Consider the following 24258-nt stretch of genomic DNA (forward strand, 5'->3'; position numbering starts at 1 on the left):
AACGGGTGGACCAGGGTGATGGAGGCAGGTTCGTATGCTCCGCAGGTTGAGCGTTCGCGGGAAGATCCTTGCGGCCCTCGCGGTGCCCGTCCTCGTCCTCTTCGCCGCCGCCGCGATCATCTCGGCGCAGGCCATCGGGTCGGCGCGCGACGCCAGCCAGACGAGCGCGCTCGTCGGGGCGCTCGCGGCGCAGGACGCGGCGGGGACCGAGATCGCGGCCGAGCGCACGTACTCCTTCCTGGACGCGAGCGCAGGGTCGGACGACAGCGAGGCGCAGATGATGGCGCAGCGCGAGAAGACGGACAAGGCGCTCGACGCGCGCGACCGCGCCTACGAGCGGCTCAACACGTCCGTCCTCGACCCGCGCGTGCGCGCCGCGGTCGAGGACACGATCGCGGACCGGGCCGAGCTGAAGGCGATCCGGCAGGCCATCGACCGGTCCGGCCTGGGCCAGCTCGCGCGCAACTCGCAGTACAACGCGCTCATCGACTCGGCGCTCGACGTGCCCCGCACGCTCGCCGACACCACGCCGGACCGCGGCCTCGCGCAGTACCTCGACACCTACGTCCTCCTCGACGAGCTCCTCGCGCAGCAGGCGCTCGAGCAGCCGCTCGCCGGCGCCGTGCTCAACGCGGCCCAGATCGGCGTGGAGAGCACCGAGACGAGCCAGCAGGCTGCGGTCCTGGTGACCACCGGTGACGAGCTCGCGGCGCGCACCCGCACGGCCGTCCGTCGGCTCCCGGGAGACCTCCAGCTCGCGACGCCGGGCGCGACCTACAACCAGATCCGGCAGAACCTCGCCGGTTCGCGCCCGGGTGCGACACCGAAGAGCCAGGCCGTGCAGTGGCCCGACCTGTCGCAGGCGGACCGTGACCAGACGAGCCCGGTCCGTGACGGCGTCCGCACCGAGACCGCGGAGAAGGCGTCCGACCTCGCGGGCGCGGCGACGACCCGCGCCGTCGTCACGATCCTCGCGACCCTCGCGGCCGTCATCGCCTCGATCCTCGTCGCGGGCCTCATCGCCCGCGCCATCGTCAACCCGCTGCGCCGCCTCACGGACGCGGCCGAGGACGTGCGTGACCAGCTCCCGCGGCTCGTCGAGCAGGTCGCCGTCCCGGGCCAGGGCCCGGGCATCGACCTGGCGCCGATCACGGTGGAGTCCACGGACGAGGTCGGCCAGCTCGCGACCGCGTTCAACGACGTGAACCAGACGACCATCAAGGTCGCGCGCGAGCAGGCCGCGCTCCGTGGCTCGATCGCGGAGATGTTCGTCAACGTCGCGCGCCGCGACCAGGTGCTCCTCAACCGGCAGCTCGCGTTCCTCGACGACCTCGAGCGCTCTGAGGAGGACGCGGGCACGCTGTCCAACCTCTTCCGCCTCGACCACCTCGCGACGCGAATGCGCCGCAACGCGGAGTCCCTCCTCGTCCTCGCGGGCATCGACTCGGGCCGCCGCGTGCGCCAGCCCATGCCGGCCTCGGACGTCATCCGTACGGCGTCCTCCGAGATCGAGCTGTACGACCGCGTCCGCCTGAACCTCGTCGTCGACCCGCTCATGCTCGGGCACAACGCGCTCAACGCCGCGCACCTGCTCGCCGAGCTCCTCGAGAACGCGACGATGTTCTCGGAGCCGCACACGCCCGTCGAGGTCACGACCGGCCGCGACGAGCACTTCGTCCACGTGACGGTCCGCGACCACGGTCTCGGGATGACGCCGGACGAGATCGCGGAGGCGAACCGCAAGGTCGCGACGCACGCGGCGTCGGACGTCGTCGGCGCCCAGCGCCTGGGCCTCTTCGTCGTCGGCCGACTCTCCGACCGCCTCGGTGCGAAGGTCCGGTTCAGCACGGGCAGCGACGACCAGGGGACCGAGGTCGTCGTGTCCTTCCCGGCCGTCCTCTTCGTCCCCGACTCGAACGTGCCGCTCCCGCTGCCGACGGACCCGCTGGAGACGAGCACGCAGGCCGCCGCCCAACAGCTCGCCGGCACGGGTGTCCTCCCGGCGCTCCCCGCCGCGAACGTCGCGGCCCCGGCCGCGCCGTCGGTCCCTGCACCCGCGGCGACGGCGTCGTTCCCGACCGTCGAGCCCGAGGCGCCCGTCGCCGTGCCCGTCGACCTCGACGCGCTCACGGACGGCACGACGCAGACCGGCATGCCCCGCCGTCGTTCGCGCACGGTCGACCCCGCCGCCGCGGCGCCGAGCGCTTCCTTCGCGTCGGGTCCGCAGACCGGTGCGATCGTCCTGCCCCCGCTCGCCACGCCGGCGCTCCCGGAGCAGCTCCCCGCGGGGGACGAGGCGTGGACCCCGCCCGCCGAGGTCGCCGACGTCGGAGCCGCGCTCCCCAGCCGGTCGCGTCCGGCCGCGAGCCCCGTCGAGCCGGTCTCCGCCGAGATCCCCGTCCTCGACGTGGGCACGCGCAGCGCGCTCTTCTCGAGCTTCCGCCCGGTCGGTGACCGCCCGGCCACGGAGAACCCGGTGGAGCTGCCCGTCGCCCCCGACGTCACGGCGACGGACATCCCGCTGGTCGCCGAGGCTCCCGCCGACGCCCCGGTCCCGCAGGACGTGTGGGCGCCGCAGGAGGCCGCCGCACCTGCCCCGGACTCCTGGGAGCCCGAGCAGGCGTGGGCGCCGGAGCAGCCCGCCGAGCAGGCGTGGACGCCGGAGCCGACCGCCGACGCCTGGGCGCCCGCACAGCCCGTCCAGCAGGCGTGGGCGCCGGAGCCGACCGCCGACGCCTGGGCGCCGTCGTCGGTGGCCGACGCGCCGCTCGACGCGACCCGCGTCGTGCCCGCGGTCTCGGCCGAGCCCGTCGACGAGGCGACCGTCGCGCGCGTCCCGCTGGCCGAGCGGTCGCGTGCGGTCCCCGAGCCGACGGCGGCTCCGGTCCGGACTCCCGTGCCGACCGTGAACCACGCCGTGACCGCGGCCCCGACCGATGTCCCGACCGACGTCCCGGTCGTGGCGACGGGCGTCGAGGCCGAGGCGGGCGAGGACATCCCCGCAGAACTGACCTTCGAGGCGCTTCCCCGCTTCGAGGAGCTGATGGCCGACCTGCCGACGCGCCGCTCGCTGCGCGAGAGCCAGGCGCGCAAGCGCGGGCTCTTCGGTCGGCGTCCCCGGACGACGGCGACGCCGGCGCTCCCGGCCGGGCCGTCCCCGGAGGCTCTGGCCTCGCGCCCCGCGGGTTCATCACCGGTGGCACCGGCCCCGTCCCCGATCCTCGCGGCTCCGGCTCCGGCGCCCGCGCCGGCTCCCGTCGTCGCGGAGTCCCCGCTCCCGGCTCCGGTGGCCCTGCCGCAGGAGCAGCAGGCCCCCGCGCGGTCGTCGGCGTTCGCGCCGCGGACCGGGCAGCCTGCGGGCGGTGCGACCGCGTCGCCGTTCGCCCCGGAGTCGTTCGCGGCCCCGGTGCAGGAGACGCGCGCGCTCGCACCGGTGCAGGACGCGCCTCCCGCGGGCACCGGCTACGCGGTGCCGCAGACGTCCTTCGCGGCCCCGGAGCCGGCACCCGGCCCGGCTGCGACGGGGTACGGCCCGCCGACCCCGCTCGTCCGGAGGCAGGCGGGGGAGGCGATCGAGCCGCTGGAGCCCGGGTACATCGCCGACTCGGTCGAGGCGCGGTCGGACTGGATGGCGTCCGCGGTGCTGTACGAGGAGATGTCCACCCTGCTGCAGGGCAGCACCGACTTCCAGGAAGCGACCTTGGCGGACCCGAGCGACGGTATCTACCAGCCCCTCACGGTCGACGGCACGACGACGTCGGGCCTGACCCGACGCGCTCGTGGCGAGGAGCGGGAGGGCTACGTCGACCGCTTCACGGCTCGCATCGACCGTGACCCGGAGCAGCTCCGAGCCCGTCTGTCGGCGTTCCAGTCGGCCACGGCCCGGGGTCGCGTCGAGGGCCAGGACGAGACGAGTTCGACCTGGAGCCCCCAGGGCATGGATTATGTCCCTGATTCAGCGCCGCAGGCGCGGTGACGACATGCCGTCTGCGGCAACTGACGAGGAGGAAGAGTGAACGCGCTCAGCACCGAGGCAACCAACTTCGGGTGGCTGCTCGACAACTTCGTGCGGACGGTCCCGGGCAGCCGGCACACGCTCGTGGTGTCGGCGGACGGCCTGCTCATGGCGATGTCGGACCAGCTCGACCGCACGAGCGGTGACCAGCTCGCGGCGATCGTCTCCGGGATGTCGAGCCTGACCCGTGGGGCGGCCCGCCAGCTCAACGGAGGGAACGTCCGCCAGGCCATCATCGAGATGGACAACGGGTTCCTGTTCCTGATGAACGTCTCGAACGGGTCCGTCCTGGGCGTCGTCGCGGAGGCGAACTGCGACATCGGCCTCATCGGCTACGAGATGGCGCTCCTGGTCTCCCGCACCGAGGCGACCCTGACGCCGCAGCTCATCTCGGAGATGCGGGGTAGCCTTCCCGTCGACGGCGCGACGCGAGCCCCGGTGGGATGAGGACTGATCGATGACGAACGTACCTTTCGGCAGCATGGGAGCACACGACGGGTACGAGGCGGCGACGGTCCGCCCGTACGCGGTCACGGGTGGTCGTGTGCGCTCCGCCACGTCCGACCTCCCGCTCGAGGCGCTCGTCGAGGTCATGCCGGGCGCCGTGAACAGCTTCGGGCTCCCGCCCGAGAAGCGCTCGATCCTCCAGCACGCCGCGCACACGTACGTCTCGATCGCCGAGCTCTCCGCGCTCCTGCGCCTCCCGCTCGGTGTGACGAAGGTGCTCGTCGCGGACCTGCAGGAGGACAACTACATCACCGTCCACACGTCGACCCCGCTCAACGTCCACACGGGTCACGGCAGCAACCACTCGGGCCTGTCCCTGAGCGTCTTGGAGAGTGTTCTCAATGGCATTTCCACCCTCTGACGGCTCGGGCAGCGCGTCGCAGGCCGGGCAGCCGTCCGGGGTGATCGGAGGTGTGCCCGGTGGCCAGGCGGCGGTCCGACAGACCGCGTGGGCTCCGGTGAGCGCGCCCGTCGGCGTGCCGGCGCAGGCGCCGGTGGCGTCCGTCCCGGCGCGTCCCGCCGCGCCGTCGACGGCGCCGACCGTCCCTGCTCCGGCGCCCACGGCCGCGGCGCCGGCACCGGTCGCTCAGGCGGCGGCACAGCCGCGCACGGCGCCGCAGCCCGTCGCCGCGGCGCAGCCCGCGGCCCCGGCCCGGCCTGCCCCCTCCGTCGCGCCGGTGCAGCCCACCGCGGCGACGCAGACCCCGGCCGCGGCTCAGCCCGCCGGTGCCCCGGCGGCCGCACGCACGGCGCCCACGGTCGTCAAGATCGTCGTCGCCGGCGGGTTCGCGGTCGGCAAGACGACGTTCATCGGGTCGATCTCCGACGTCGAGCCGCTCAACACCGAGGCTGCGATGACGGAGCACTCGGTGGGCGTCGACGACGCGGGCGGGGTGTCCGACCGCAAGACCACGACCACCGTCGCGATGGACTTCGGCCGCGTGTCGCTCCCGGGCAACCTGTGGCTGTACCTGTTCGGCACGCCGGGCCAGGACCGCTTCCTCTTCATGTGGGACGACCTGGTCCGTGGCGCGATCGGGGCCGTCGTGCTCGTGGACACCGACCGGCTCGAGCAGTGCTTCCCGGCGATCGACTACTTCGAGTCGCGCAACATCCCGTTCGTGGTCGGCGTGAACTGCTTCGACGGCGTGGCCAAGCACAAGCTCGAGGACGTGCGTGAGGCGCTGCAGATCCCCGCGCACGTGCCGATGCTCTACACGGACGCCCGGTCGCGCGCCGCGACCAAGCAGACGCTCATCGCGCTGGTCCAGCTCGCGATGCGCCAGCTCCGCGGGGCGGCCTGACCGCCCTCGCTCCCGGTACGGACGCACGACGGCGGGCCGCCCCTCACGGGGCGGCCCGCCGTCGTCGTGCAGGGGCCGGGCGTGCCACAATGGCTCGCCGGGAGGGCTGACAGAGCGGCCTAATGTGACGGTCTTGAAAACCGTTGTGCGGCAACGCACCGGGGGTTCGAATCCCTCGCCCTCCGCAGGACGTCGGGCCGGGTCCGGGAGCCACGCTCCGGACCCGGCCCGACGCGCGTCCCGACGGTCCCCGCGCGACCGGGATGCCGTCGTACTATCGTCGGCCTCGGGCGTGGACGGTCGGTCGTCCGTGCGCGCGTCGCCACGGCGGACGGCTCGGTGGGCGGGGGGACGCGCGACCGGGACGGACCGGGCACGCGACCTGGCGCGTCCGAGCGCCGGGTGAGCAGCGGGCGAGGTGCGGTCTCCGGGGGAGCGGCCCATGACGAGCACGACCGGTGTGGCGCACGGGCGCCGTCGGCCTCCGCCGGGCCCGGGCGCGCGGCGCCTGCTCGCGGGGCTCGCCGCCACGCTCCTGCTCGGGGTCGTGCTGGTGCCGCTCACCCCTCCGCCGACGGCAGACGCCGCCACGCTCGAGCCGTCGGGCCTGCAGACCGGCATGGAGATCGACGGGACGTCGGGTTCCGGCAACCCGCCCGAGACGTTCAACTGGGACGACTTCCTCACCGGCGTGCAGCCCGACGGCGCGTTCACGTTCACCCCGACGGGGCCGTACACGACGCCGCAGGGGTTCGAGTCGTCGGGGATCGTGCAGGCCAGCTTCGCCTGGGACAACGGGAGTCTCGCCGAGTCGTGCAACGCGAACCCCGACCAGACGGGCGCGCCGCCGAGCCAGAGCCCGAGCACGAACCCGTGGCGGCCCGGGCCCGCGAACCCCAACGCGAAGGGCGACCTGTGCTCGACCGCGTACGGGCTCGAGTACGTCGTCGACGACGACGGGATGCGGCACGCGATCCTCTACGGGTACTGGACCCGCTACTCGGGCGCGGGCGAGGTCAGCGTCTTCCAGCACCTCGAGGGACCCGGTCCGGGGCGCTGCGACGACATCCTGCTCGAGTTCAACTACGCGTCGTCGGGCACGACGGCCGCCGTCCATCGGTGGGCGCCGACGGCGGGCGACGGGTGCGCGAACCCGCTCGGGCCCGGGACCTGGGCGCCCGACGCCGGCTCGGTGGACTTCGCCTGGGCCGTCGGCGTGCGCTCCGAGGGCCCGCCCCTGACGAACCAACCGCAGGAGACGTTCGGGGAGTTCGCCATCGACCTGAACACGGCGGGCGTCCTCGCGCCCTCCGAGTGCGCGACCTACGAGGTCTCGGAGATGCTCACGCGCACGGGCAACTCGCCGAGCGCGAACATCCAGGACTTCGCCGACCACGCTCCGGACCGGATGCGCATCGCCAACTGTGGTGCGCTGACCGTGTCCAAGGCGACGGTCCCGCAGAGCGCGGACACCGGCGCCCGGTTCGGCTTCGCGGTGGCGAGCGACACGGGCCCGGTGCAGCCGGGGCCGCCGCCCGTGCCCACGGTCTCGGGGACGCTCGCGAGCGGGGAGACCGTCCGGTTCGACGACGTCCTCTTCGGCTCCGGCTTCTCCCTGACGGAGACCGACGTCCCGCCCCCGTGGGACCTGCAGTCCGTCGTGTGCACCGCGGTCCCGGCGGGCGGCGGGCCGCCCGAGCAGTTCGTGCTCGACGATCCGGCGGACCGGTTCCCGGTGCGGCCCCTGGGCACGACCGACTGCGTCATCACCAACGCGGCCGCCGTCGTCACGGTGACCAAGCAGACGGACCCCGACGGGTCGCCGCAGGCGTTCTCCTTCGAGGCGACGGGGCAGGCGGGCTTCACGCTCCACGACGGCGAGAGCGTGTCCTTCTCCGTGCCCGCGGGCGTGCCGTTCACGGTCGCCGAGCAGGCGACGCCGGGATGGCTCCCCCCGGGGATCGCGTGCTCCGTCCCGTCGACGCCGACCGAGCAGGCGGTGACGGTCACCCCGGTGGCCGGGCAGAACATCGAGTGCACGTTCACGAACACGCAGCTCGGCACGGTGATCGTCTCCAAGGAGGCGCACGGGGTCGACGGGCGCACGTTCGACTTCACGAGCGACCTGCCGGGGAACGAGAACTTCGCGATCACGGTCGAGCAGGGCGACGGGACGCTCTACGAGCACACGATCGAGGGCGTGCCCGCGGGGACGTACACGATCGAGGAGCTGACGGACGACGAGCTGCCCGCGACCCTGCTGGCCGACCTCGCGTGCACGTACGGCGGCGAGGACCACTCCGCCGACCCGGAGGGTCGCACGATCGACCTGACCGTGCTCCCGGGCGAGACGGTGCGCTGCTTCTTCACGAACGTCACACCCGGGTCGATCGCGGTCGTGAAGCGCACCGTCCCGGTCGAGTACGAGCAGGACTTCGACTTCGTCTTCGCCCCGGCGGACGGCGCACCGACACCGTTCGTCCTGAGCGGCAGCTCCACGCCGCCGAACGTCGCGCTGCGGTCCTTCGAGGGTCTGGACCAGGGCGCGTACACGATCACCGAGCCCGCGGACGTGCCGGGCTGGTCGCTCCAGGGCGGGTCCTTGGAGTGCAACGCGGACTTCTGGTCCCCGACCGCGGACGGGCGCGGGGTCACGGTGGATCTCCCGGACGGCGGCGTGATCGTCTGCTTCTTCACGAACGTGGCGGCACCGGCGTCGCTGACCCTGACCAAGACGGTCGCGGGTGCCGATCCGGCGTTCGCGTGGGCGGTCGACGTCGAGCTCGTGGCTCCCGACGGCACGGCGGACGGCCGTACGGCGACGACGGCGGCGCCGACGGTCGCGTGGGGCGAGCTCGTCCCTGGCGTGCTCTACACGGTGCGCGAGGCCGGGGAGCCCCCGCCGGGCTGGACGCGGGGCGAGGTCACGTGCGACGGCCTCACGGACGCGGACCCCGCGACGCCCGGGTTCCAGCTCGAGGCGACCCCCGGGCAGGCGGTCGCCTGCGCCGTGGAGAACACCGTCGCCCCGTCGAGCATCTCCGTGGCGAAGGTGGCCACCGGGATCGGTGGCGACCTGCCGTGGTCGTTCGACGTCGCGATCGACCCCGTGCCCGCGGGGGAGACGTCGCCGCAGACTGCCTCGGGCACCGGCCAGGCGGCGGGTCTCGTCACGTGGTCCGGGCTCGTCCCGGGCACCGCGTACTCGATCACCGAGGCGCAGGTCCCGGGCTGGACCGCGGTCGAGGTCGCGTGCACCGGTGTCGTGGACACCGAACCCGGCACGCCCGGGATCCAGTTCGTCGCCCCGGTGGGGCTGGACCTGGCGTGCACGCTCACCAACACGGCGGTGCAGGGGAGCGGCACGCTGACGAAGACCTCCCTGGGCGGGGACGGGACGTTCGAGTTCGTGCTCACCGACCTCGACGGCGCCGTCGACCCGATCACGGTGCCGGTGACGACGGTGGACGGCACGGTGACGCTCGGACTCCCGCAGATCGTCCCCGGCGTGCGGTACTCGTTCGTGGAGTCGGACGGGCCCGGCTGGGTCGAGGGCGCGCTGACGTGCGTCGTCACCCCTGCGGGCGGAGGGGAGCCGTTCCCCCTGGCAGACCTCTCCGACTTCTCCGTCGGGCCGGGCGACGTGGCCGCGTGCACGGCCGAGAACGCGCGCCACGGGACGATCGTGGTCACGAAGGTCGTCGACGGCGCCGACGGCGAGTTCGACTTCACCGGGGACTGGCAGGAGCCGGAGGAGTTCTCGATCGGCACCGAGGGCGGGGTCGGGACCGCGACCTTCGAGGACGTGGCCCCCGGGTCGTACGTCGTGACCGAGGTCCCGCAGGACGGGTTCGAGAACACTGCGCTCACGTGCGTCGACGGCGACCCCGACGGGACGGGGTCCGAGGCGTCGGCCGGCGTCGGGACGATCGCCCTCGACCCGGGTGAGACGGTCGTGTGCACCTACACGAACACGCCGTGGGGCACCCTCGTGGTCGACAAGGTCACCGAGCCCGCCGGGTCGGAGCAGGAGTTCGGGCTCGAGTGGGCGCCGGAGGGCGGCGAGCCGACCCCGTTCACCCTCACTGACGGCGACGAGCCGTTCTCGCCAGGTCCGCTCGCGCCTGGGACGTACACCGTGACGGAGACGGCGACCCCGGGCTGGACCCTCGCGGACCTCGTGTGCGTGGGGTCCAGCGGGTCGACGACGGTCGACGGCGCCACCGCGACCGTGGACGTCCTGCCCGGCGAGACGGTGCTGTGCACGTTCACCAACGAGCGGCCGACCGCGCTCGACGTCGCCAAGAGCGTGGTCGAGGGGCCGGACCTGGTCGAGCCCGGCGTGTTCCGCATCGCCTACGAGGTCGTGGTGAGCAGCACAGCGGGCGTGGAGCGGACGTACGACCTCGTGGACCGGCTCGTGTTCGGCAGCGGCATCGTGGTGCGGGACGCGTCGGTGGAGTCCCTGGACGGGCTCCCGGTCGCGGCCGACTGGGACGGCGTGGACCAGCCGACGGTGACGTCAGGCGCGACGCTCGCTGCGGGCGCCACGCACCGCTACCGGGTGACGGTCGTCGCCCAGGTGCCGGCCGACGTCGTCCCGGACGCGCTGCTGTGCGACCCGGCCGGGACGACGGCGGGCGGCTTCCTCAACACGGTCGGGGTGGTCGGCGAGGACGGCGCGACCGAGTCCGAGGCGGCCGCGTGCGCGCCCGCACCGGAGCCGCCGGCGCCTCCGCAGCCGCCGGGCCCCCCGGCACCCGGGCCGAGCGTGCCGCCCGTGTCGGAACGCCCGCTCCCGGCGACGGGCGCGGACACGGGCTGGCTGCTCGGTGCGGCGGCGCTGCTCCTGCTCGCGGGAGGCGGGCTCCTCGTCGTCCGCCGGGTGCGACGCTCCTGACGAGCGTCGCGTCCGGGCGACCGGGTGTCCCTGCCGCCCGGCCCCTGGGCACGCGGGACCGGGACCTTCGGCGAGTGCCGCGCGGACGGACCTACGGGATCATGGCCTCGTGACGCCTGAGCCCTCCCCGGCCGACGAAGCCGGTCTCGAGCCCGTCGACCTCATCCGCCGGTCGGGCACCGTGCTGCGGATCGGCCGCCTCGCCCTCTCCGCGGGCACCGGCAGCTACCGCGTGAAGTCGCACATGACCCGTGCGGCGAGGGCGCTGGGGCTCGACCACATCGCCGCCCACGTGACGCTCACGGAGATCACGGCGACGTCGTACCGGGGCCCGATCTTCCGCACCGAGCTCACCGAGGTCCGGTCCATCGGGATCAACGCCGACCGACTGGCGCAGCTCGAGCGGTTCTCCGCGGCCCTGCCGGCGGGCGCCGACCTCGGCACCGTCGAGGCGGAGCTCGACCGGATCGCGCGGCGGCCGCCGCTGTACGGCGCGCTGCTCAACGCCCTCTGGGCGGGGATCGCGTGCGCGGCCTTCGCGTTCCTCAACAACGGCGGCCTCGTCGAGTGCGGCGCGGTGCTCGTCGCGGCTGCGCTCGGGCAGGGCGTGCGCCGGGCGATGCTGCACCGGGGGATCAACCAGTTCGGCGTGACGATGCTCGCGGCGGCGGTCGCGAGCATCGCCTACCTGGTCCTCGTCCTGGCGCTGTCGGCGCTCGCGGGCGTCGACGGCGGGCACGAGGCCGGGTACGTCTCCGCGGTGCTCTTCCTCGTGCCCGGGTTCGCGCTCGTCACCGGCGCGCTCGACCTCGCCAAGCTCGACTTCTCGGCGGGGGTCGCGCGCGTGACGTACGCGCTCATGATCCTCGCCTCGGCCGCGCTGGCCGTGTGGGGCGTGTCGGCCGCGGCGGGGCTCGCCCCGGACCCGGTGCCGCCGCCCGGACTGGCGGAGCCGCTGTTCCTCGGCCTGCGGAGCGTCGCGAGCTTCCTCGGCGTGCTCGGGTTCGCCCTGATGTTCAACAGCCCGTGGGCGATGGCGCTCGGTGCCGCGTCGATCGGCATGGTCGCGAACGTGGGGCGGCTGCTCCTCGTGGACGGCGGCGTCGTCCCGCAGGCGGCCGCGGCGGCGGCCGCGCTGCTCGTGGGCCTGCTCGCCGCGACGGTCGCCCCGGCGCTGCGCGTCCCGCGCATCACGGTGTCCGTGCCGGCGGTCGTCATCATGGTCCCGGGCGTCACGGCGTACCGGGCGGTGTACGAGTTCAACACCGGCGCGACGGCGCAGGCGCTCGCCTACGCCGTCGAGGCCGGGCTGGTGATCGTCGCGCTCGCGATCGGGCTGGCCGTGGCCCGCATGCTCACCGACCGGGAGTGGACCTTCGAGCGCTAGGTACCGTGCGTGCGGGGTCCGACGTGCCGCGCGGGCCGTGCTCAGACGGCGGAGCGGGCCTGGCCGAGAGCATCCAGGAGCCCGCGGCCGGACGGAGCCCAGCCGAGCTGTTCGCGGGTCCACGCGCTCGACGCGGGCTGGTCGACGGCGGCGAGAGCGCCGAGGAAGCCGAGCGAGTCGGCGGCGACCTCGCGGACGGGCAGGTCGAGGGCGCGGCCGATCGCCGTTGCGGTGTCCAGGAGCGTGATCCCCTCCTCGTCCACCGCGTGCAGGACGCCGCGCGCGGGGCCCTTCTCGAGGGCGACCTGGAACAGACGCGCTGCGTCCGCGACGTGCACCGCGGGCCAGCGCGCCGCACCGTCGCCGACGTAGCCGGACACCCCGGCCTGCTGGGCGATCTGGACGAGCATCCCCGCGAAGCCCCCGCGGCCCAGGTCGTCGTGGACGGTGCGGGGCAGGCGGACGCTCGTCGTCCGCACGCCGCGCTCGCTCAGTGCGAGGAACCTGCGGGCGGTCTCGAGGCGCGCGGCCAGGAGACCGTCCTCCGGGTCGTCCGCCTCGACCGACGGCCGCCCCGGCACGATCGGTGTCCCGGACGCGATGACGAACGTCCTGCCCGAGCCCGCCAGCGCCGACCCGATCGCGTCGATCGCGGCGCGGTCCGTCCGCACGGCGGCATCGACGTCGGCGAAGTCGTGCCGATAGGCGAGGTGCACGACGCCGTCGCTCGCGGCGGCGCCGTCCCGCAGCGTGTCGAGGTCGTCCAGGTCGCCCCGCAGGGGAGCGGCACCCGCGGCCTCGACCGCGGCGGCGGAGGCGTCCGAGCGGGCGAGCCCGACGACCTCGTGGCCCGCGGCGACCAGCCTGGGCAGGAGGGCGGTCCCGACGAAGCCGGACGCGCCCGTGACGAAGACCTTCATGGTGGTTCCTCCACGTGATGTCAGTGACAGACATGAGCCTACACCCTGCGATGTCAGCGGCTGACATCGACTAGGCTGGGGCCGTGGCACGCTGGGAACCGGACACGCGCGGGCGCCTGATGGCCGCCGCGATGGAGCTGTTCGCCGAGGCGGGATACGACGGTGTGACGGCGGCCCAGATCGCCGCGCGCGCAGGGCTGACCGAACGCACCTTCTTCCGGTACTTCGCCGACAAGCGGGACGTGCTGTTCCAGGGGGGCGAGGCGTTGGGACGCACGATGTCGGCCGCGGTCGACGAGGCGCCGGCTCCCGCCACGGCGTACGACGCCATCCGTGCCGCGCTCGTCGCGGGGGCGCAGGTGCTGCAGGTCGACCCGGCGAGGTTTCGCGTGCGCGACGCGATCGTGACGAGCCACGCGGACCTCCGCGAGCGGGAGCTCACGAAGCACGCGGCCCTCGCCGACTCGCTCGCCGAGGCGCTGGTGGGGCGCGGCGAGACGCCGGAGAGGGCGGAGCTCGCGGCGCAGGCCGCGATGGCGGCGTTCAAGGTGGCGTGCGCGCGGTGGCTCGCGGGCGGCCAGTCGGAGGATCTCCGCGCGGTCGTCGGGGCCACGCTGGACGATCTCAGCGACCTCGCCGCCTGACGGGCCAGGTCGTCGAGGGTGTGCGACGCCGTCGGGCCCGGCGGTTTGGTCTCGCGGCGACGCCCTTGTACCCTGGGCGACGCAGGCTCTCCGCCGAGCCTGCGAGGAGACGTCGCATAGTCAGGTCTAGTGCGCCACCCTGCTAAGGTGGTAACGGAGCAATCCGTTCGAGGGTTCAAATCCCTCCGTCTCCGCTCAGGAAGGTCCCGGCTGCGAAGAGCCCGGGGCCTTTTCTGTTGCCCGGCACCGTGCCGTCGCCGCCCACGGGTCCCAGGATCCGTGGGCGGCGACGACGCCGGGCAGGTTACGCGCTGCCCGACGTCGCGAGCGCGGACCGCACCACGAACCGGGACGCCCCGGCCCCGGCGAGCACGAGGGCCGACGCGGCCGCGACGCACAGCAGGAACTGCACGACGACCCCGACGTTCGCGAACGCGTTGAGCCCGATCACGGGGACCATGAACAGCAGCGCCGCGAACGTCGCCACGCCGACGCTCACGACGAGCGGGACGAGCGTCTCGCGGAACCGCGCCTGGTCGAGCGTGCGCAGGTCCGTCCCGGACAGGACGAGCGTGCGGTACTCGTTGCGCTGGTCGATGACGCGGCCTGCCTGCATGACGCCGGTCGAGACCGCGGCGAGGACGCCCGCGATGGCGAGGGTGAGGAACCCGCCGGTCTTCATGTCGGTGAGGTACTGCACCTCGTCCGGGTCCGCGCCCATGCCCGGCTCCAGGAGCGCGAAGATGCTCGTCAGCCCGGCGATGAACGTCGCGAGCGCGACGCCGCCGACGGAGCGCCACGCAGTCTTCGGGTTGTCGACGATCCGCCGGCCCGCAAGCAGCGTCGGCACGCGCCGAGCGCCGCCGGCGGTCATCTTGCCGACGAGCCAGATGACGAACGGCCCCACGACGTTCACCGTGGCGAAGCCGACCAGCAGGATGACGGTGAGGACGGTGACGACGACCGCCACGGACCCGAACGACAGGTTCGTCGCGACGATCAGCGCGACGAACGCGACGCCCATCGACAGCAGCCGGACGGCCTTGAGCCCGGGCGGCGTCACCCGGGCCGCGACGCCGAGCGGCGTGATCGCGACGCGGCGCAGGCTCACGAGCGCGGACACCAGCGCCACGGCCACCACGAGCACGACCGCACCGAGCAGCGCCGGAACGCCGACCCACAGCTCCGCGAGGTCGAACGTGCGGCCCTGGAAGCGCAGCTGCGCGACCAGCGGCAGCAGGGCGCCGTAGCCGAACAGGCCCACGAGGGCGCCGATCACGGCCTGCGCGGCGGCGTCGAGGGCGGTGAGGGTGGTGACCTGGCCCGTCGTCGCGCCCGCGAGGCGCAGCGCCGCGAGGCGGGCGTCACGCCGCGCGACGGCGAGGCGCGCGGCCGCGGCACCGAGGGTCACGAGCGGGATGAGCAGCAGGAGCGACGCGATCCCCGCGAGGAACGGGTACTGCGCGTCGTAGGGCGTCACGCCCTCCATGCCCTCGCGGACGCCCTCGATCCCGCCGGCGCGGCCCAGGAAGGCGTGAAAGCCGCCCATGACGACGAGCAGGATCGCCGTCGTCACGGCGAAGGCGATGATCGCGAGCACGTTCGTCAGGCCCTGCGGGTCGCGCTCGTCGGCGCTACGACGGCGCAGGAGCCACCAGAGGTCGACGGTCCTCATCGTGCGCTCTCCTGGCTCGGGGCGGCCGGGGCGCCGGGCGCGTACCCCGCGGCCGGGTGAGCGGCCATCGCGGCCTGGGTGGCGGCGTCGTACGGGGCGGCAGGCGGCGCCGGCGGCAGGGGAGCAGGCTGCCCGACGGCGGGGCTCGCCACGGGCTGCTGCTGCGCCTCGCCGGGGGCGGGCTGGGCCCCGGGCGCGAAGAACTCGCCGGAGATGCGGCCGTCGCGCATCGTCACGGTGCGGGTGCAGTGGCGCGCGACGCCCGCGTCGTGCGTGACGACGACGAGCGCGGCACCGGAGTCGCGGGTGGCGCGCGTGAGGACGTCGAGGACCTCGGCGCCGGTCGACTGGTCGAGCGCCCCGGTCGGCTCGTCGGCGAACACGACGCCGGGCGACCCGACGAGCGCGCGGGCGATCGCGACGCGCTGGGCCTGGCCGCCCGAGAGCTCGCCCGGTCGGCGCTGCTCCATCCCGGCGAGGCCGAGGTGCGCGAGCCACCGGGCGGCGACGGCCGTGGCCTCCGTGCGCGCCGTGCCCGCGAGCATGAGCGGCAGGGCGGCGTTCTCGACCGCCGGCAGCTCCGGCAGGAGCTGGCCCGACTGGAAGACGAAGCCGAAGTCCTGGCGTCGCAGGACCGTGCGGCGCGCCTCGGAGAGCGTCGTCACGTCCTCGCCCCGCCACGACACCGAGCCGGAGGTCGGCGTGATGATGCCCGCGAGGACGTGCAGGAGCGTCGTCTTGCCGGACCCGGACGGGCCCATGATCGCGAGCGACTCGCCCGGGTGGACCGTGAGGTTCACGCCCGCGAGGGCGTGCGTCGCGGTCTGGGCGGAGCCGTAGACCTTGGTGAGCGCGCTCGCGACGAGGGGCGAGCCGCCGGGGACGGAGGAGGGGCCGGTGAACGTCATGGACCGATCGTCCGGCGGCGCCGGGCGCCGTCGCGTCGGGCTGGGGGCGGGACGTCGTCCCGCGGAGGTCCGACCCTGGGGGGACCGCCCGGCGCGCCGTGTGCGGCGAGGGTCGGACGGCGTGGCGTCCGTCACCTCGGGCCGTCCGGGGGCGGATCGGTTTGGGTTCGGGGCGGGGACACGGTAGTGTTCTCGACGGCCGGTGAGCGATCAGCGGTCAGCAGGACCGGCGCCCGTAGCTCAACGGATAGAGCATCTGACTACGGATCAGAAGGTTGGGGGTTCGAATCCCTTCGGGCGCACCTCATGTTGAACGGCCTCACCCGCACGGGTGGGGCCGTTCGTCGTTCCGCGGCGCGACGCGCAGACGGGCGTCGGACGCCGCGACCGTAGACTGCGCCGGTGCGACGTTCGGACCGTGACGTGCGGGTGTGCTTCGTGGGTGACTCGTTCGTCGCCGGGGTGGGGGACGGGTCGGCGCTGGGCTGGGTCGGGCGGGTCGTGGCCGCGTCGGCGACCCGGGCGCTGCCCCTGACCGCGTACAACCTCGGGGTGCGTCGCGACACGTCGGAGCAGGTCGCGGACCGCCTGGCGCGCGAGGTCGCCCCGCGTCTCGCCCCGGCTGCGGAGCCGCGCGTGGTCGTCTCCTTCGGCGTCAACGACACCGCGCTCGACGTCGACGCCCGGCCGCGTGTCGACGTCGCAGGCACCCTCGCGGCCCTGCGCCGCATCGCGACGGACGTCGGTCCGGTCCCGCTGCTCCTGGTCGGCCCCGTCGCCGTGGACGACGACGACCACAACGCGCGCTCGGCCGAGCTGGACGCCGCGCTCCGCGACGAGTCCTCGGCGCTCGGCGTGCCCTGTGTCTCCGTGCTCGACCGGACGGCGCGCGACGCGACGTGGCGGCGTGAGGTGCGCGCGGGCGACGGCGCGCACCCTGGTGCGGCGGGCTACGCGGTGCTCGCGGGGCTGGTCGAGGGGCCGGTCCTCGACTGGATCGGTTGACGCCCGGGCCGGGGACCGCGCGACGGGTGCGACCTCGTCGGCGTCGACCTGTCCGCAGAGACAGGGTCTCCCGGTTTTCGCACGATCGTGCTACGTTCGCCGGGTGACCAAGGGCGACGAGACGCGGCAGGCGATCCTGCACCGTGGCGTGGAGGCCGCGTACCGCGTCGGGCTGACCGGGCTCACCATCGGCGAGCTCGCGTCGGCCACGGGCATGTCGAAGTCCGGCCTGTACGCGCACTTCCGCTCCAAGGAGTCGCTCCAGCTCGCGGTCCTCGACCAGGCGCGGGCCGAGTTCATCGAGACCGTGGTCGCCCCTGCGCTGCGCACCCCGCGCGGCGAGCCCCGGATGCGGGCGCTGTTCGAGGGGTGGCTCGCGTGCGACCTTCGTCAGGACCCCGGTGGGTGCCTGTTCGTCAAGGCGGCGACCGAGCTCTCCGCGCAGCAGGGTCCCGTCCGTGACCAGCTCGTGCGCGACCACCGCGACCTGTGCGACGCCGTCGCGCAGGTCTTCCGCACGTGCGTCGCGGAGGGCGGCTTCCGCGAGGACGCCGACCCGGAGCAGTTCGCCTCCGACCTCTACGGCGTCATGCTCGGGGTGAACCACGCGCACGTCCTCATGGCCGACCCGCTCGCCGAGGAGCGCGCACGGCGCGCGTTCGAGGCCCTGCTCGACGCGGCGCGCACACCTGCGCCGGTCCCCGTCCGCTGATCGCAACCGGCACCACCGACCGAGAGGAACCTCCCGTGGGCGTCTCAGGCTCGAAGAAAAGCACGACCGTTCGTGCCGACCGTCGTCGCGCGGCGCGCCGGCGCAAGGCCGCGCTGCAGCTCTCGCTCGTCCGGACGCGTCTCGCCGTCCTCCAGGCGGTCTCCCCGCGCCGGGCGGCGCGCCTCGCGCTCGACCTGTGGTGCACCCCGCCCGACGGCGCGGGGCGACGCCGCGACGACCGCTCCGCACCCGGCACGCTCACCACGGTGACGACCGCCGCCGGGTCCCGCGTCGTCGTCGAGACGTGGGCGGCGGACCGGACCGGCGGCGCGGAGCGGACGAGCGGTGACGGCGACCCGAGGACGACCGGCTCGCCCGCCGAGGCCGGCGTCGTCTACCTGGCCCACGGCTGGGGCGGGTGGCGCGGCCAGCTCGGCGCGTTCGTCGAGCCCCTCCGGGCCGCCGGCTACCGGGTCGTCGCCTTCGACGCGCCGAGCCACGGTGACTCCGGGCCCGGTCGCCTCGGACGGCGGCGCAGCACGATGCCCGAGCTCGCGGACGCCCTCGCCGCGGTGGTGCGCGAGCACGGCGACGCGACGGCGGTCGTCGCGCACTCGCTCGGCACCGCGACGACCGTCCTCGCGGTCCGGGACGGGCTGCCTGCGCGGCGGCTCGTGCTCGTCGCGGCGATCGCCGACGTGCTGGGCGAGCTCGACGGGTTCGCCGACCTGCTCCGGCTCTCGCGTCCGACCCGCGAGCTGCTCCAGGGCATGCTCTCCGACGTCGCCGGCCGCCCGTTGGCCGAGCTGGACGTGCGCGAGACGCTGCGCACCCACCCGGTCCCGCCCGCGCTCGTCGTCCACGACCGCGCCGACAAGGAGGTGCCGTACCCGGTCGGCGCCGCGCTCGCCGCGGCCTGGCCCGAGGGCGAGCTCCTCACGACGGAGGGCCTCGGGCACCACCGGCTGCTGCGCGACCCGGAGGTCGTGCGCGCCGTCGTGGACTACGTGACGCCGGTGCGCCCCGACGCGCGCGTCGAGCCCGGCCTCGCGCGCAGCGGAACCTGAGCGCGGCGCGCGGCGCCCGTCGTCACGCGCCGAGGGGCGACGACGAGGTGTCGTGCGTCAGGCCGGGGGCCGGTACCCCGTGGTCCGCAGGACGGCGCGCGCCGAGCTCGACCGGGACAGCATCACGCACCCCGGGATGAACGCACCGAGCAGGAGCGGACCGCCGACGAGCATGACGCCCCAGAGGAGGAGCGCCAGGGACCCGGCGCCGGAGTTCCTCGGGTCCATGTCCGCGTACGCGAGCAGGACGATGCTCAGGACGCCGGCGGTGACCATGAGCGCGACGGGGACCCAGATCAGGGCCCACGCCGTCCGGCGGTACCGGGGCGTGAACGCGGCCGGCGGGAGCGTGGGCACGGGCGGGTAGCCCTGGTACGGGGCGCCGGGGTAGCCGGGCGGGGGAGGCGCCTGCGCGGGGCGCGCCGGCGGGTACGCGATGCGGGGGTCCTGCGGCGGGTGCGGGGGCGGCGTGGCGGTCACCCCGTGTGGATACCAGGCGCAGGGTGGGCGCGCCAGCATCGTCCACGCCGGAGGGACGCCGTCTCGCCGTCCGGGAGCGGCCCGGGACCGCCCCGACGACGGCCCGGGGCGGCGCGGCCGGGCCCGCTGTGGGGGGCGGCGGGTAGCGTCGGGGCATGCCGTCGGACAAGGTCGACCTCAAGGCGCTGCACCGCGAGCTGTACGCCCCGCCGCGCGGGCGTCTCGTCGAGGTGGACGTCCCGACGCTCGCCTACCTCGCGGTCGACGGCGAGGGCGACCCGAACACCTCGCCCGCCTACGGGGCTGCGGTCGAGGCGCTCTTCTCCCTCTCGTACGCGGTGAAGTTCGCGAGCAAGCGGGAGGGCCGCGACTACGTCGTCGGGCCGCTGGAGGGCCTGTGGACGGCCGACGACCCGGGCACGTTCGTGCGGCGGGAGAAGGGCGCGTGGCGCTGGACGCTGCTGGTGCTCCAGCCGGACTGGGTGGACGAGGACCTCGTCGTCGCGGCCACGGACACGGTCCGCGCGAAGAAGGACGCCCCGGCCGCGCTCGACCTCGTGCGGCGCACGAGCCTCACCGAGGGCCGGTCCGTGCAGACCCTGCACGTCGGGTCGTACGACGACGAGGGCCCGGTGCTCGCGGAGCTGCACGACGTCTACCTGCCCGAGCACGGGCTCACGTTCGCCGGGCCGCACCACGAGATCTACCTGAGCGACGTGCGGCGCACGGACCCGGCGAGGCTGCGCACCGTGCTGCGCCAGCCCGTCCGCCCGGCCTGACGGCCGACGCGACGACCTACCGACTTCTGCTGACGACTGCCGAGATGGCCGTCACGCGGCCGACCGCCGTCGTGCCCAGGCGAGGTCGGTGTCGTCGAGCACGTCGGCGAGGCGACGGCCCGCGAGCGTGCGGGTCCAGGCGGCGGCCGCGCCGTCGGGCACGGCCTCCTGGAGCACCCACTCGCGCACGCCGAGGCGGCGCAGGTGCGTGCCGAGCGCGAGGAGCTCGGTGCGCGAGTGCACGCTCGGGTCGACGGTGGTGCGCACCTCGTGGTCGACGCCGGAGCGCAGCAGCACGGTCAGCGCCTCGAACGCGCGGCGCCCGGACGGGATCGTCCCCGTCACGACGGGGTAGCGCGAAGGCAGGTGCTTGATGTCGAGCCCGACCCAGTCCACGAACGGCAGGAGCCGGGCGAGCCGGGCCGGCCAGGGGCCGGCGGTGTGCAGCCCGACGTCGAGGCCGAGGCCGCGCACGTCGTCGATCGCGCCGAGCAGCCCGGGGTGGAGGGTCGGCTCGCCGCCCGAGAACACGACGCCGTCGAGCAGCCGACGGCGCGGGGCGAGGAACGCGAGGACCTCGGACCACGGGACAGCGTCCCGGGGCGGCGGTGCCCCGTGGGCGGCGACCGCGCACAGCCCCGGGTGGTGGCAGTAGCCGCAGTGCCACGGGCAGCCCTGCGTGAGGACCGTGGCGACCCGCCGCCCGGGCCAGTCCGTGACGGACAGCCGGTTCAGTCCGGCGACCACGAGGCCGGGGCGGGTCATCGGCGGCTCCTTCCGACGCACGACGGCCCGGCAGTCCGACGGGTCGGGGTCGCCCGCCGCGCTGCCAGGACCTCGAACGTAGCGCCGCCGCCCGGTGCGCCGGACCGGTCGAAGGTCCCGACCTGTCCGGCGCACGACGTCGGCCCCGGTCGTGGCGCTCAACCCGACGGCGGACCGCCGAACCCGCCCCCGCCCTGTGGGAACCCGCCGCCGGGGAAGCCCCCGCCGGGGACGTCCCCGCCCGGGAAGCCCCCGCGCGCGCCCGACCCGTCCGCGCCGAGACCGGTCAGCCCCGACGACGCGTCGTCGTCCTGGACGAGCTGCTGGGCGAGGTCGGCGAGGACGACCTCGTCGCCGACGGAGAGACCGTCCGTGATCTCGGTGAGCTCCGGCCCGACGGCGCCCGTCGTCACGGTCACGGTGCGGACCTCGGCGCCGTCGAGCACCCGGACCGTGCGCGCCGACCCGTCGGCCGCGACGGCGGAGGTCGGGACGACGAGCACGTCGTCCACGGCGGCGACGGCGATGGTGGCGGACGCGGACGCGCCCTCCGGCAGCTCGCCGTCGACCGGGTCGAGCGCGACCGTCGCCGCGTACGACGGGGTCGAGGTCTGCGAGTCGCTGAGCACCGCGATGCTGCTCACCGTCCCCGTGTACGCGGCGCCGGTCGCCGGGACCGTCGCCGTGACCGACTGCCCGACCGCCACGACCTTCACGTCCGCGAGGTCGAGCGTGGACGACAGCACGTACCCGCCGTCGCCGAGGATCGTCACCGCGGCGTCGCTCGTGCCGACCGACGCCCCGGCAGCCACGTCGACCTGCGCCACGGTCCCGGCGATCGGTGCGGTGAGCGTGCCCGCGACGGCGGCGGCCTCCGCGACGTCCACCTGCCGCTCCGCGACCGTCACGGCGGCGCGGTCGGCCAGGATGCGCTCGGCCGTGACGGTGCCCGACGACGCCGCGCGCCCGGTCGCACCGCTCCCCGACGGCGCGGAACCCGCGGAGGGCTGGTCGCCGCCGCCCGACGAGCCGCCCGACGTGCCTCCCGGCGCCGCGCCGGACGTCCCGCCCAAGAGCGTGCCGGAGGCGCCCCCTGACGGTGCGGCGGCGCCCGGGCCTGGCGTCGTCGCGGAGCCCCCGGAGCCGGAGCCCCCTGAGCCCCCGGTCCCGCTGCCGCTTCCGGCCCCGGCCTCCTGCGCGTCGAGGAGGGCCTGGACCGCCGCGTCGAGCGCAGCAGACCGCTCGCCGAGCGTGGCGACGGTGTCGTCGAGGTCGGCGACGAGGTCGACGAGCACACCCTGCGCCGTGCCCGTCGTCCGCTGGGCGGCGTCGGTCGCGACCAGGGCCTCCTGCGCGGCCACGACCGCCGCGGCGCACGCGGCGAGGTCGTCGGCGGTGGCCGCCGCGGCGGCGTCGGCGTCGAGGACGACGGCGCACGCGCCCTGGTCGCCCGTCGCAGCCTCGACGGCCGCTCCCGACGCGCCGAGCGCCGTCGTGCCGGCGAGCACCGCGTCCTCGACGGACGCGTACCCGGCGAGCAGGGCGTCCTGCGCCGCCTGCACGTCCGCCTGCGCGGCGGCGAGCGCGTCGCGCGCCGCGGCGACGGCCCGCTCCGGTGCGTCGACGCTGCTCGCGTCCACGGCCACGGCCCGCGTCTCGCCGGTGCTCGTGGTGCCGACGACCAGGACCGCGGAGCCCGCCGCAGAGCTCGCGCCCACGGCCCCGGTGCCGGACGCGCCGGACGCGGAGGTCGTCGACGACGTGCCCGACGCCTGTGCCTCGAGGTCGTCCGCCAGCGTCTGCTGCGCGTCGGCGAGCGTCTGGCGCGCGTCGTCGACCGCGTCCTGGAGGTCCTCGGCGTCGAGGGTCGCGAGGACGTCGCCCGCCTCGACGCGGTCGCCCGCCGCCACGGCGACGGCCGCGACCGTGCCCGACGTGCCGAACGTCGCGTCCGCGCGCGCCGCAGACGCGACGGTGGCGCTCGTGGACACCTGCTGCGCGACGTCGCCCGTCGCGACGGTCGCGGTGCGGTACGGGGTGTCCGCGGGACGTAGCGCGTAGGCGGTGCCGCCCGCGCCCACCACCGCGACCGCCACCCCCGCCGCGACGAGCCGGTGGCGCCGTGACCGGCGGCGCCGGCGGACGACCGCGTCACGCATCGCTACCACCGGAGCCCTGGTCGCCCTGGTCGGCCTGGTCGCGTTCCTGGCCGTCGCGGCCGCCGGGGAAGCCTCCGCGGCCCCCGGCGAAGCCGCTCGTGCAGCCGTCGTCACCCGGCGCGGAGAGGAGCAGGCTCGTCGCCGTGAGCGTGCCGTCGTCCCCGTTCTCGCCCTGCGCGGTGACGCACTGCCCGACGACGACGTCGTCCCCGGACCCCGCGCGCTGGACGGTGTAGGCGGTCGCGTCGTCGACCGTCACGGTCTCCTCGCCGCTCTCGCCCTCGGGCGTGGTCGTGCGCACGGTGACCGTGGCGCCGTCGACCGCGGTGACGAGCCCGGTCGTCAGGCCGCCGAAGCCGCCCGGGCGCCCCTCGCCGTCGGGTGCGCCGGACGGCAGGTCGGTCGGTGCGCCGTCCGGCCGCTCGGGCAGGTCGGTGGGGAGGTCGCTCGGCGCCCCGTCGGGTCGCTCGCCGCCGGGGAACCCGCCGCCCGGGAAGCCGCCGCCCAGGCCGCCGGTGCACTCGCCGTCGACCGGTTCGCTCACGGACACGGTCGTGGCCGCCGCGTCGGTCGTGTCGTCGCTCTCGTCCCCGGGCGCGCCGCCCGGGGAACCGGTCAGGGCCACGACGCACGACCCGACGGCGACGTCGGCGAGCGTGCCGTCCACGGTCACGGTGACGGTCGTGCCCTCGGACCACGAGACCGCGGTCTGGGACTCGCCGTCCTGGACCTGCGCCGTCGTGCCGTCGACGGCGGCGACCTCGCCCGAGACGCCGGGCGTGCGACCGCCACCCCCCGGGAGCGCGGCGTCGGGTGCGCCGTCCTCGGCGGCCGAGGAGGACGTCGCGGGGTCGGGGGTCGCGGCGTCGGACGCCGAGCAGGCCGTGAGGGCGAGGGCGAGGCCGACGGCGCCCGCCGCGACGAGCGCGGCGCGCGAGCGTCGCCGGGGATCGCCGACGGGTACCTGGCCGGGCCGGGCGTCGGCGGCGGGACGGGGGAGCGGGGGAGCGGCGGTGCGCGGGGTCATGGGA

At 75.3% G+C, this 24258-nt stretch carries 18 protein-coding genes and 3 tRNA genes; 14 read left to right on the plus strand and 7 right to left on the minus strand.

Translation table 11 applies throughout. The features are described 5' to 3' along the window. The first annotated feature begins 46 nt into the window (after positions 1 to 46). The 7 genes from JOE63_RS04165 (at position 47) to JOE63_RS04195 (ending at position 12113) form a co-directional block, all read left to right on the plus strand. Complete coding sequence (locus JOE63_RS04165; protein WP_204539391.1) at positions 47 to 3976, plus strand: sensor histidine kinase; 3930 nt, start codon at positions 47 to 49, stop codon at positions 3974 to 3976. A gap of 36 nt (positions 3977 to 4012) precedes the next feature. Continuing rightward, on the plus strand, positions 4013 to 4462 hold the full coding sequence (locus JOE63_RS04170) for a roadblock/LC7 domain-containing protein (RefSeq protein WP_024839165.1): 450 nt from the start codon (positions 4013 to 4015) through the stop codon (positions 4460 to 4462). A gap of 34 nt (positions 4463 to 4496) precedes the next feature. Continuing rightward, complete coding sequence (locus JOE63_RS04175; RefSeq protein WP_031317001.1) at positions 4497 to 4883, plus strand: DUF742 domain-containing protein; 387 nt, start codon at positions 4497 to 4499, stop codon at positions 4881 to 4883. Between the two features lie 406 nt (positions 4884 to 5289). Beyond that, positions 5290 to 5826, plus strand: coding sequence for a GTP-binding protein (locus JOE63_RS04180; protein ID WP_082141054.1), 537 nt, complete (start codon positions 5290 to 5292; stop codon positions 5824 to 5826). Between the two features lie 100 nt (positions 5827 to 5926). Continuing rightward, positions 5927 to 6011: transfer RNA gene (locus JOE63_RS04185), tRNA-Ser, on the plus strand. A gap of 257 nt (positions 6012 to 6268) precedes the next feature. After that, the gene (locus JOE63_RS04190) at positions 6269 to 10726 is read left to right on the plus strand and encodes an MSCRAMM family protein (protein ID WP_204539393.1); all 4458 of its coding nucleotides are present in this window, start codon (positions 6269 to 6271) and stop codon (positions 10724 to 10726) included. A 109-nt stretch (positions 10727 to 10835) separates the two neighbouring features. Beyond that, positions 10836 to 12113 carry a threonine/serine exporter family protein gene (locus tag JOE63_RS04195; protein ID WP_087470876.1) on the plus strand — a complete coding sequence of 426 codons (1278 nt, stop codon included), beginning with the start codon at positions 10836 to 10838 and terminating at the stop codon, positions 12111 to 12113. Between the two features lie 41 nt (positions 12114 to 12154). On the opposite strand, the gene JOE63_RS04200 is transcribed toward JOE63_RS04195, so the two are convergent. Beyond that, a complete protein-coding gene (locus tag JOE63_RS04200) occupies positions 12155 to 13033 on the minus strand; it encodes an NAD-dependent epimerase/dehydratase family protein (protein ID WP_087470877.1) in 879 nt (292 codons plus the stop codon). A gap of 83 nt (positions 13034 to 13116) precedes the next feature. On the opposite strand from JOE63_RS04200, the gene JOE63_RS04205 reads away from it, so the two are divergent. After that, a complete protein-coding gene (locus JOE63_RS04205) occupies positions 13117 to 13677 on the plus strand; it encodes a TetR family transcriptional regulator (RefSeq protein ID WP_087470878.1) in 561 nt (186 codons plus the stop codon). 105 nt (positions 13678 to 13782) lie between these two features. Then, a tRNA-Ser gene (locus JOE63_RS04210) sits at positions 13783 to 13871 on the plus strand. Between the two features lie 110 nt (positions 13872 to 13981). Here JOE63_RS04210 and JOE63_RS04215 read toward each other — a convergent pair. Next, a complete protein-coding gene (locus JOE63_RS04215) occupies positions 13982 to 15352 on the minus strand; it encodes a hypothetical protein (RefSeq protein ID WP_087470879.1) in 1371 nt (456 codons plus the stop codon). Further along, on the minus strand, positions 15349 to 16260 hold the full coding sequence (locus JOE63_RS04220) for an ABC transporter ATP-binding protein (RefSeq protein ID WP_204539396.1): 912 nt from the start codon (positions 16258 to 16260) through the stop codon (positions 15349 to 15351). Before JOE63_RS04220 ends, JOE63_RS04215 begins: the two co-directional genes overlap by 4 nt. Before the next feature lie 229 nt (positions 16261 to 16489). On the opposite strand from JOE63_RS04220, the gene JOE63_RS04225 reads away from it, so the two are divergent. The 4 genes from JOE63_RS04225 to JOE63_RS20850 all read left to right on the plus strand — a co-directional run bounded on the left by JOE63_RS04225 (position 16490) and on the right by JOE63_RS20850 (position 19044). Beyond that, positions 16490 to 16562, plus strand: a tRNA-Arg gene (locus JOE63_RS04225). Between the two features lie 100 nt (positions 16563 to 16662). Beyond that, positions 16663 to 17265 carry a GDSL-type esterase/lipase family protein gene (locus JOE63_RS04230; RefSeq protein ID WP_204539399.1) on the plus strand — a complete coding sequence of 201 codons (603 nt, stop codon included), beginning with the start codon at positions 16663 to 16665 and terminating at the stop codon, positions 17263 to 17265. Between the two features lie 103 nt (positions 17266 to 17368). Beyond that, positions 17369 to 17977 carry a TetR/AcrR family transcriptional regulator gene (locus JOE63_RS04235; RefSeq protein ID WP_204539401.1) on the plus strand — a complete coding sequence of 203 codons (609 nt, stop codon included), beginning with the start codon at positions 17369 to 17371 and terminating at the stop codon, positions 17975 to 17977. A gap of 35 nt (positions 17978 to 18012) precedes the next feature. Continuing rightward, positions 18013 to 19044: an alpha/beta fold hydrolase gene (locus JOE63_RS20850; RefSeq protein WP_204539404.1), complete on the plus strand. Its 1032-nt coding sequence runs from the start codon at positions 18013 to 18015 to the stop codon at positions 19042 to 19044. Between the two features lie 57 nt (positions 19045 to 19101). Here JOE63_RS20850 and JOE63_RS04245 read toward each other — a convergent pair whose 3' ends face one another. Continuing rightward, positions 19102 to 19524, minus strand: a complete 423-nt coding sequence (locus tag JOE63_RS04245) for a hypothetical protein (RefSeq protein ID WP_204539407.1) — start codon at positions 19522 to 19524, stop codon at positions 19102 to 19104. A gap of 155 nt (positions 19525 to 19679) precedes the next feature. On the opposite strand from JOE63_RS04245, the gene JOE63_RS04250 reads away from it, so the two are divergent. Continuing rightward, a complete protein-coding gene (locus JOE63_RS04250) occupies positions 19680 to 20303 on the plus strand; it encodes a GyrI-like domain-containing protein (RefSeq protein WP_204539410.1) in 624 nt (207 codons plus the stop codon). A 51-nt stretch (positions 20304 to 20354) separates the two neighbouring features. Here JOE63_RS04250 and JOE63_RS04255 read toward each other — a convergent pair whose 3' ends face one another. The 3 genes from JOE63_RS04255 to JOE63_RS04265 form a co-directional block, all read right to left on the minus strand. Further along, complete coding sequence (locus JOE63_RS04255) at positions 20355 to 21068, minus strand: anaerobic ribonucleoside-triphosphate reductase activating protein (protein WP_204539413.1); 714 nt, start codon at positions 21066 to 21068, stop codon at positions 20355 to 20357. Positions 21069 to 21226: 158 nt separating this feature from the next. Beyond that, a complete protein-coding gene (locus JOE63_RS04260) occupies positions 21227 to 23227 on the minus strand; it encodes an HlyD family efflux transporter periplasmic adaptor subunit (RefSeq protein WP_204539416.1) in 2001 nt (666 codons plus the stop codon). Further along, complete coding sequence (locus JOE63_RS04265; RefSeq protein WP_087470887.1) at positions 23220 to 24254, minus strand: hypothetical protein; 1035 nt, start codon at positions 24252 to 24254, stop codon at positions 23220 to 23222. Before JOE63_RS04265 ends, JOE63_RS04260 begins: the two co-directional genes overlap by 8 nt. Positions 24255 to 24258: the final 4 nt, after the last annotated feature.

Source organism: Cellulosimicrobium cellulans, from assembly GCF_016907755.1.
GTDB lineage: Bacteria > Actinomycetota > Actinomycetes > Actinomycetales > Cellulomonadaceae > Cellulosimicrobium > Cellulosimicrobium cellulans_D.

Excerpts from the sequence above, each read along its gene's own strand:
- JOE63_RS04215 (WP_087470879.1), bottom strand. The coding sequence starts at position 15,352 with ATGAGGACCGTCGACCTCTGGTGGCTCCTGCGCCGTCGTAGCGCCGAC.
- JOE63_RS04220 (WP_204539396.1), bottom strand. The coding sequence starts at position 16,260 with ATGACGTTCACCGGCCCCTCCTCCGTCCCCGGCGGCTCGCCCCTCGTC.
- JOE63_RS04190 (WP_204539393.1), top strand. The coding sequence starts at position 6,269 with ATGACGAGCACGACCGGTGTGGCGCACGGGCGCCGTCGGCCTCCGCCG.
- JOE63_RS04175 (WP_031317001.1), top strand. The coding sequence starts at position 4,497 with ATGGGAGCACACGACGGGTACGAGGCGGCGACGGTCCGCCCGTACGCG.
- JOE63_RS04260 (WP_204539416.1), bottom strand. The coding sequence starts at position 23,227 with ATGCGTGACGCGGTCGTCCGCCGGCGCCGCCGGTCACGGCGCCACCGG.
- JOE63_RS04250 (WP_204539410.1), top strand. The coding sequence starts at position 19,680 with ATGCCGTCGGACAAGGTCGACCTCAAGGCGCTGCACCGCGAGCTGTAC.
- JOE63_RS04255 (WP_204539413.1), bottom strand. The coding sequence starts at position 21,068 with ATGACCCGCCCCGGCCTCGTGGTCGCCGGACTGAACCGGCTGTCCGTC.
- JOE63_RS04200 (WP_087470877.1), bottom strand. The coding sequence starts at position 13,033 with ATGAAGGTCTTCGTCACGGGCGCGTCCGGCTTCGTCGGGACCGCCCTC.
- JOE63_RS04265 (WP_087470887.1), bottom strand. The coding sequence starts at position 24,254 with ATGACCCCGCGCACCGCCGCTCCCCCGCTCCCCCGTCCCGCCGCCGAC.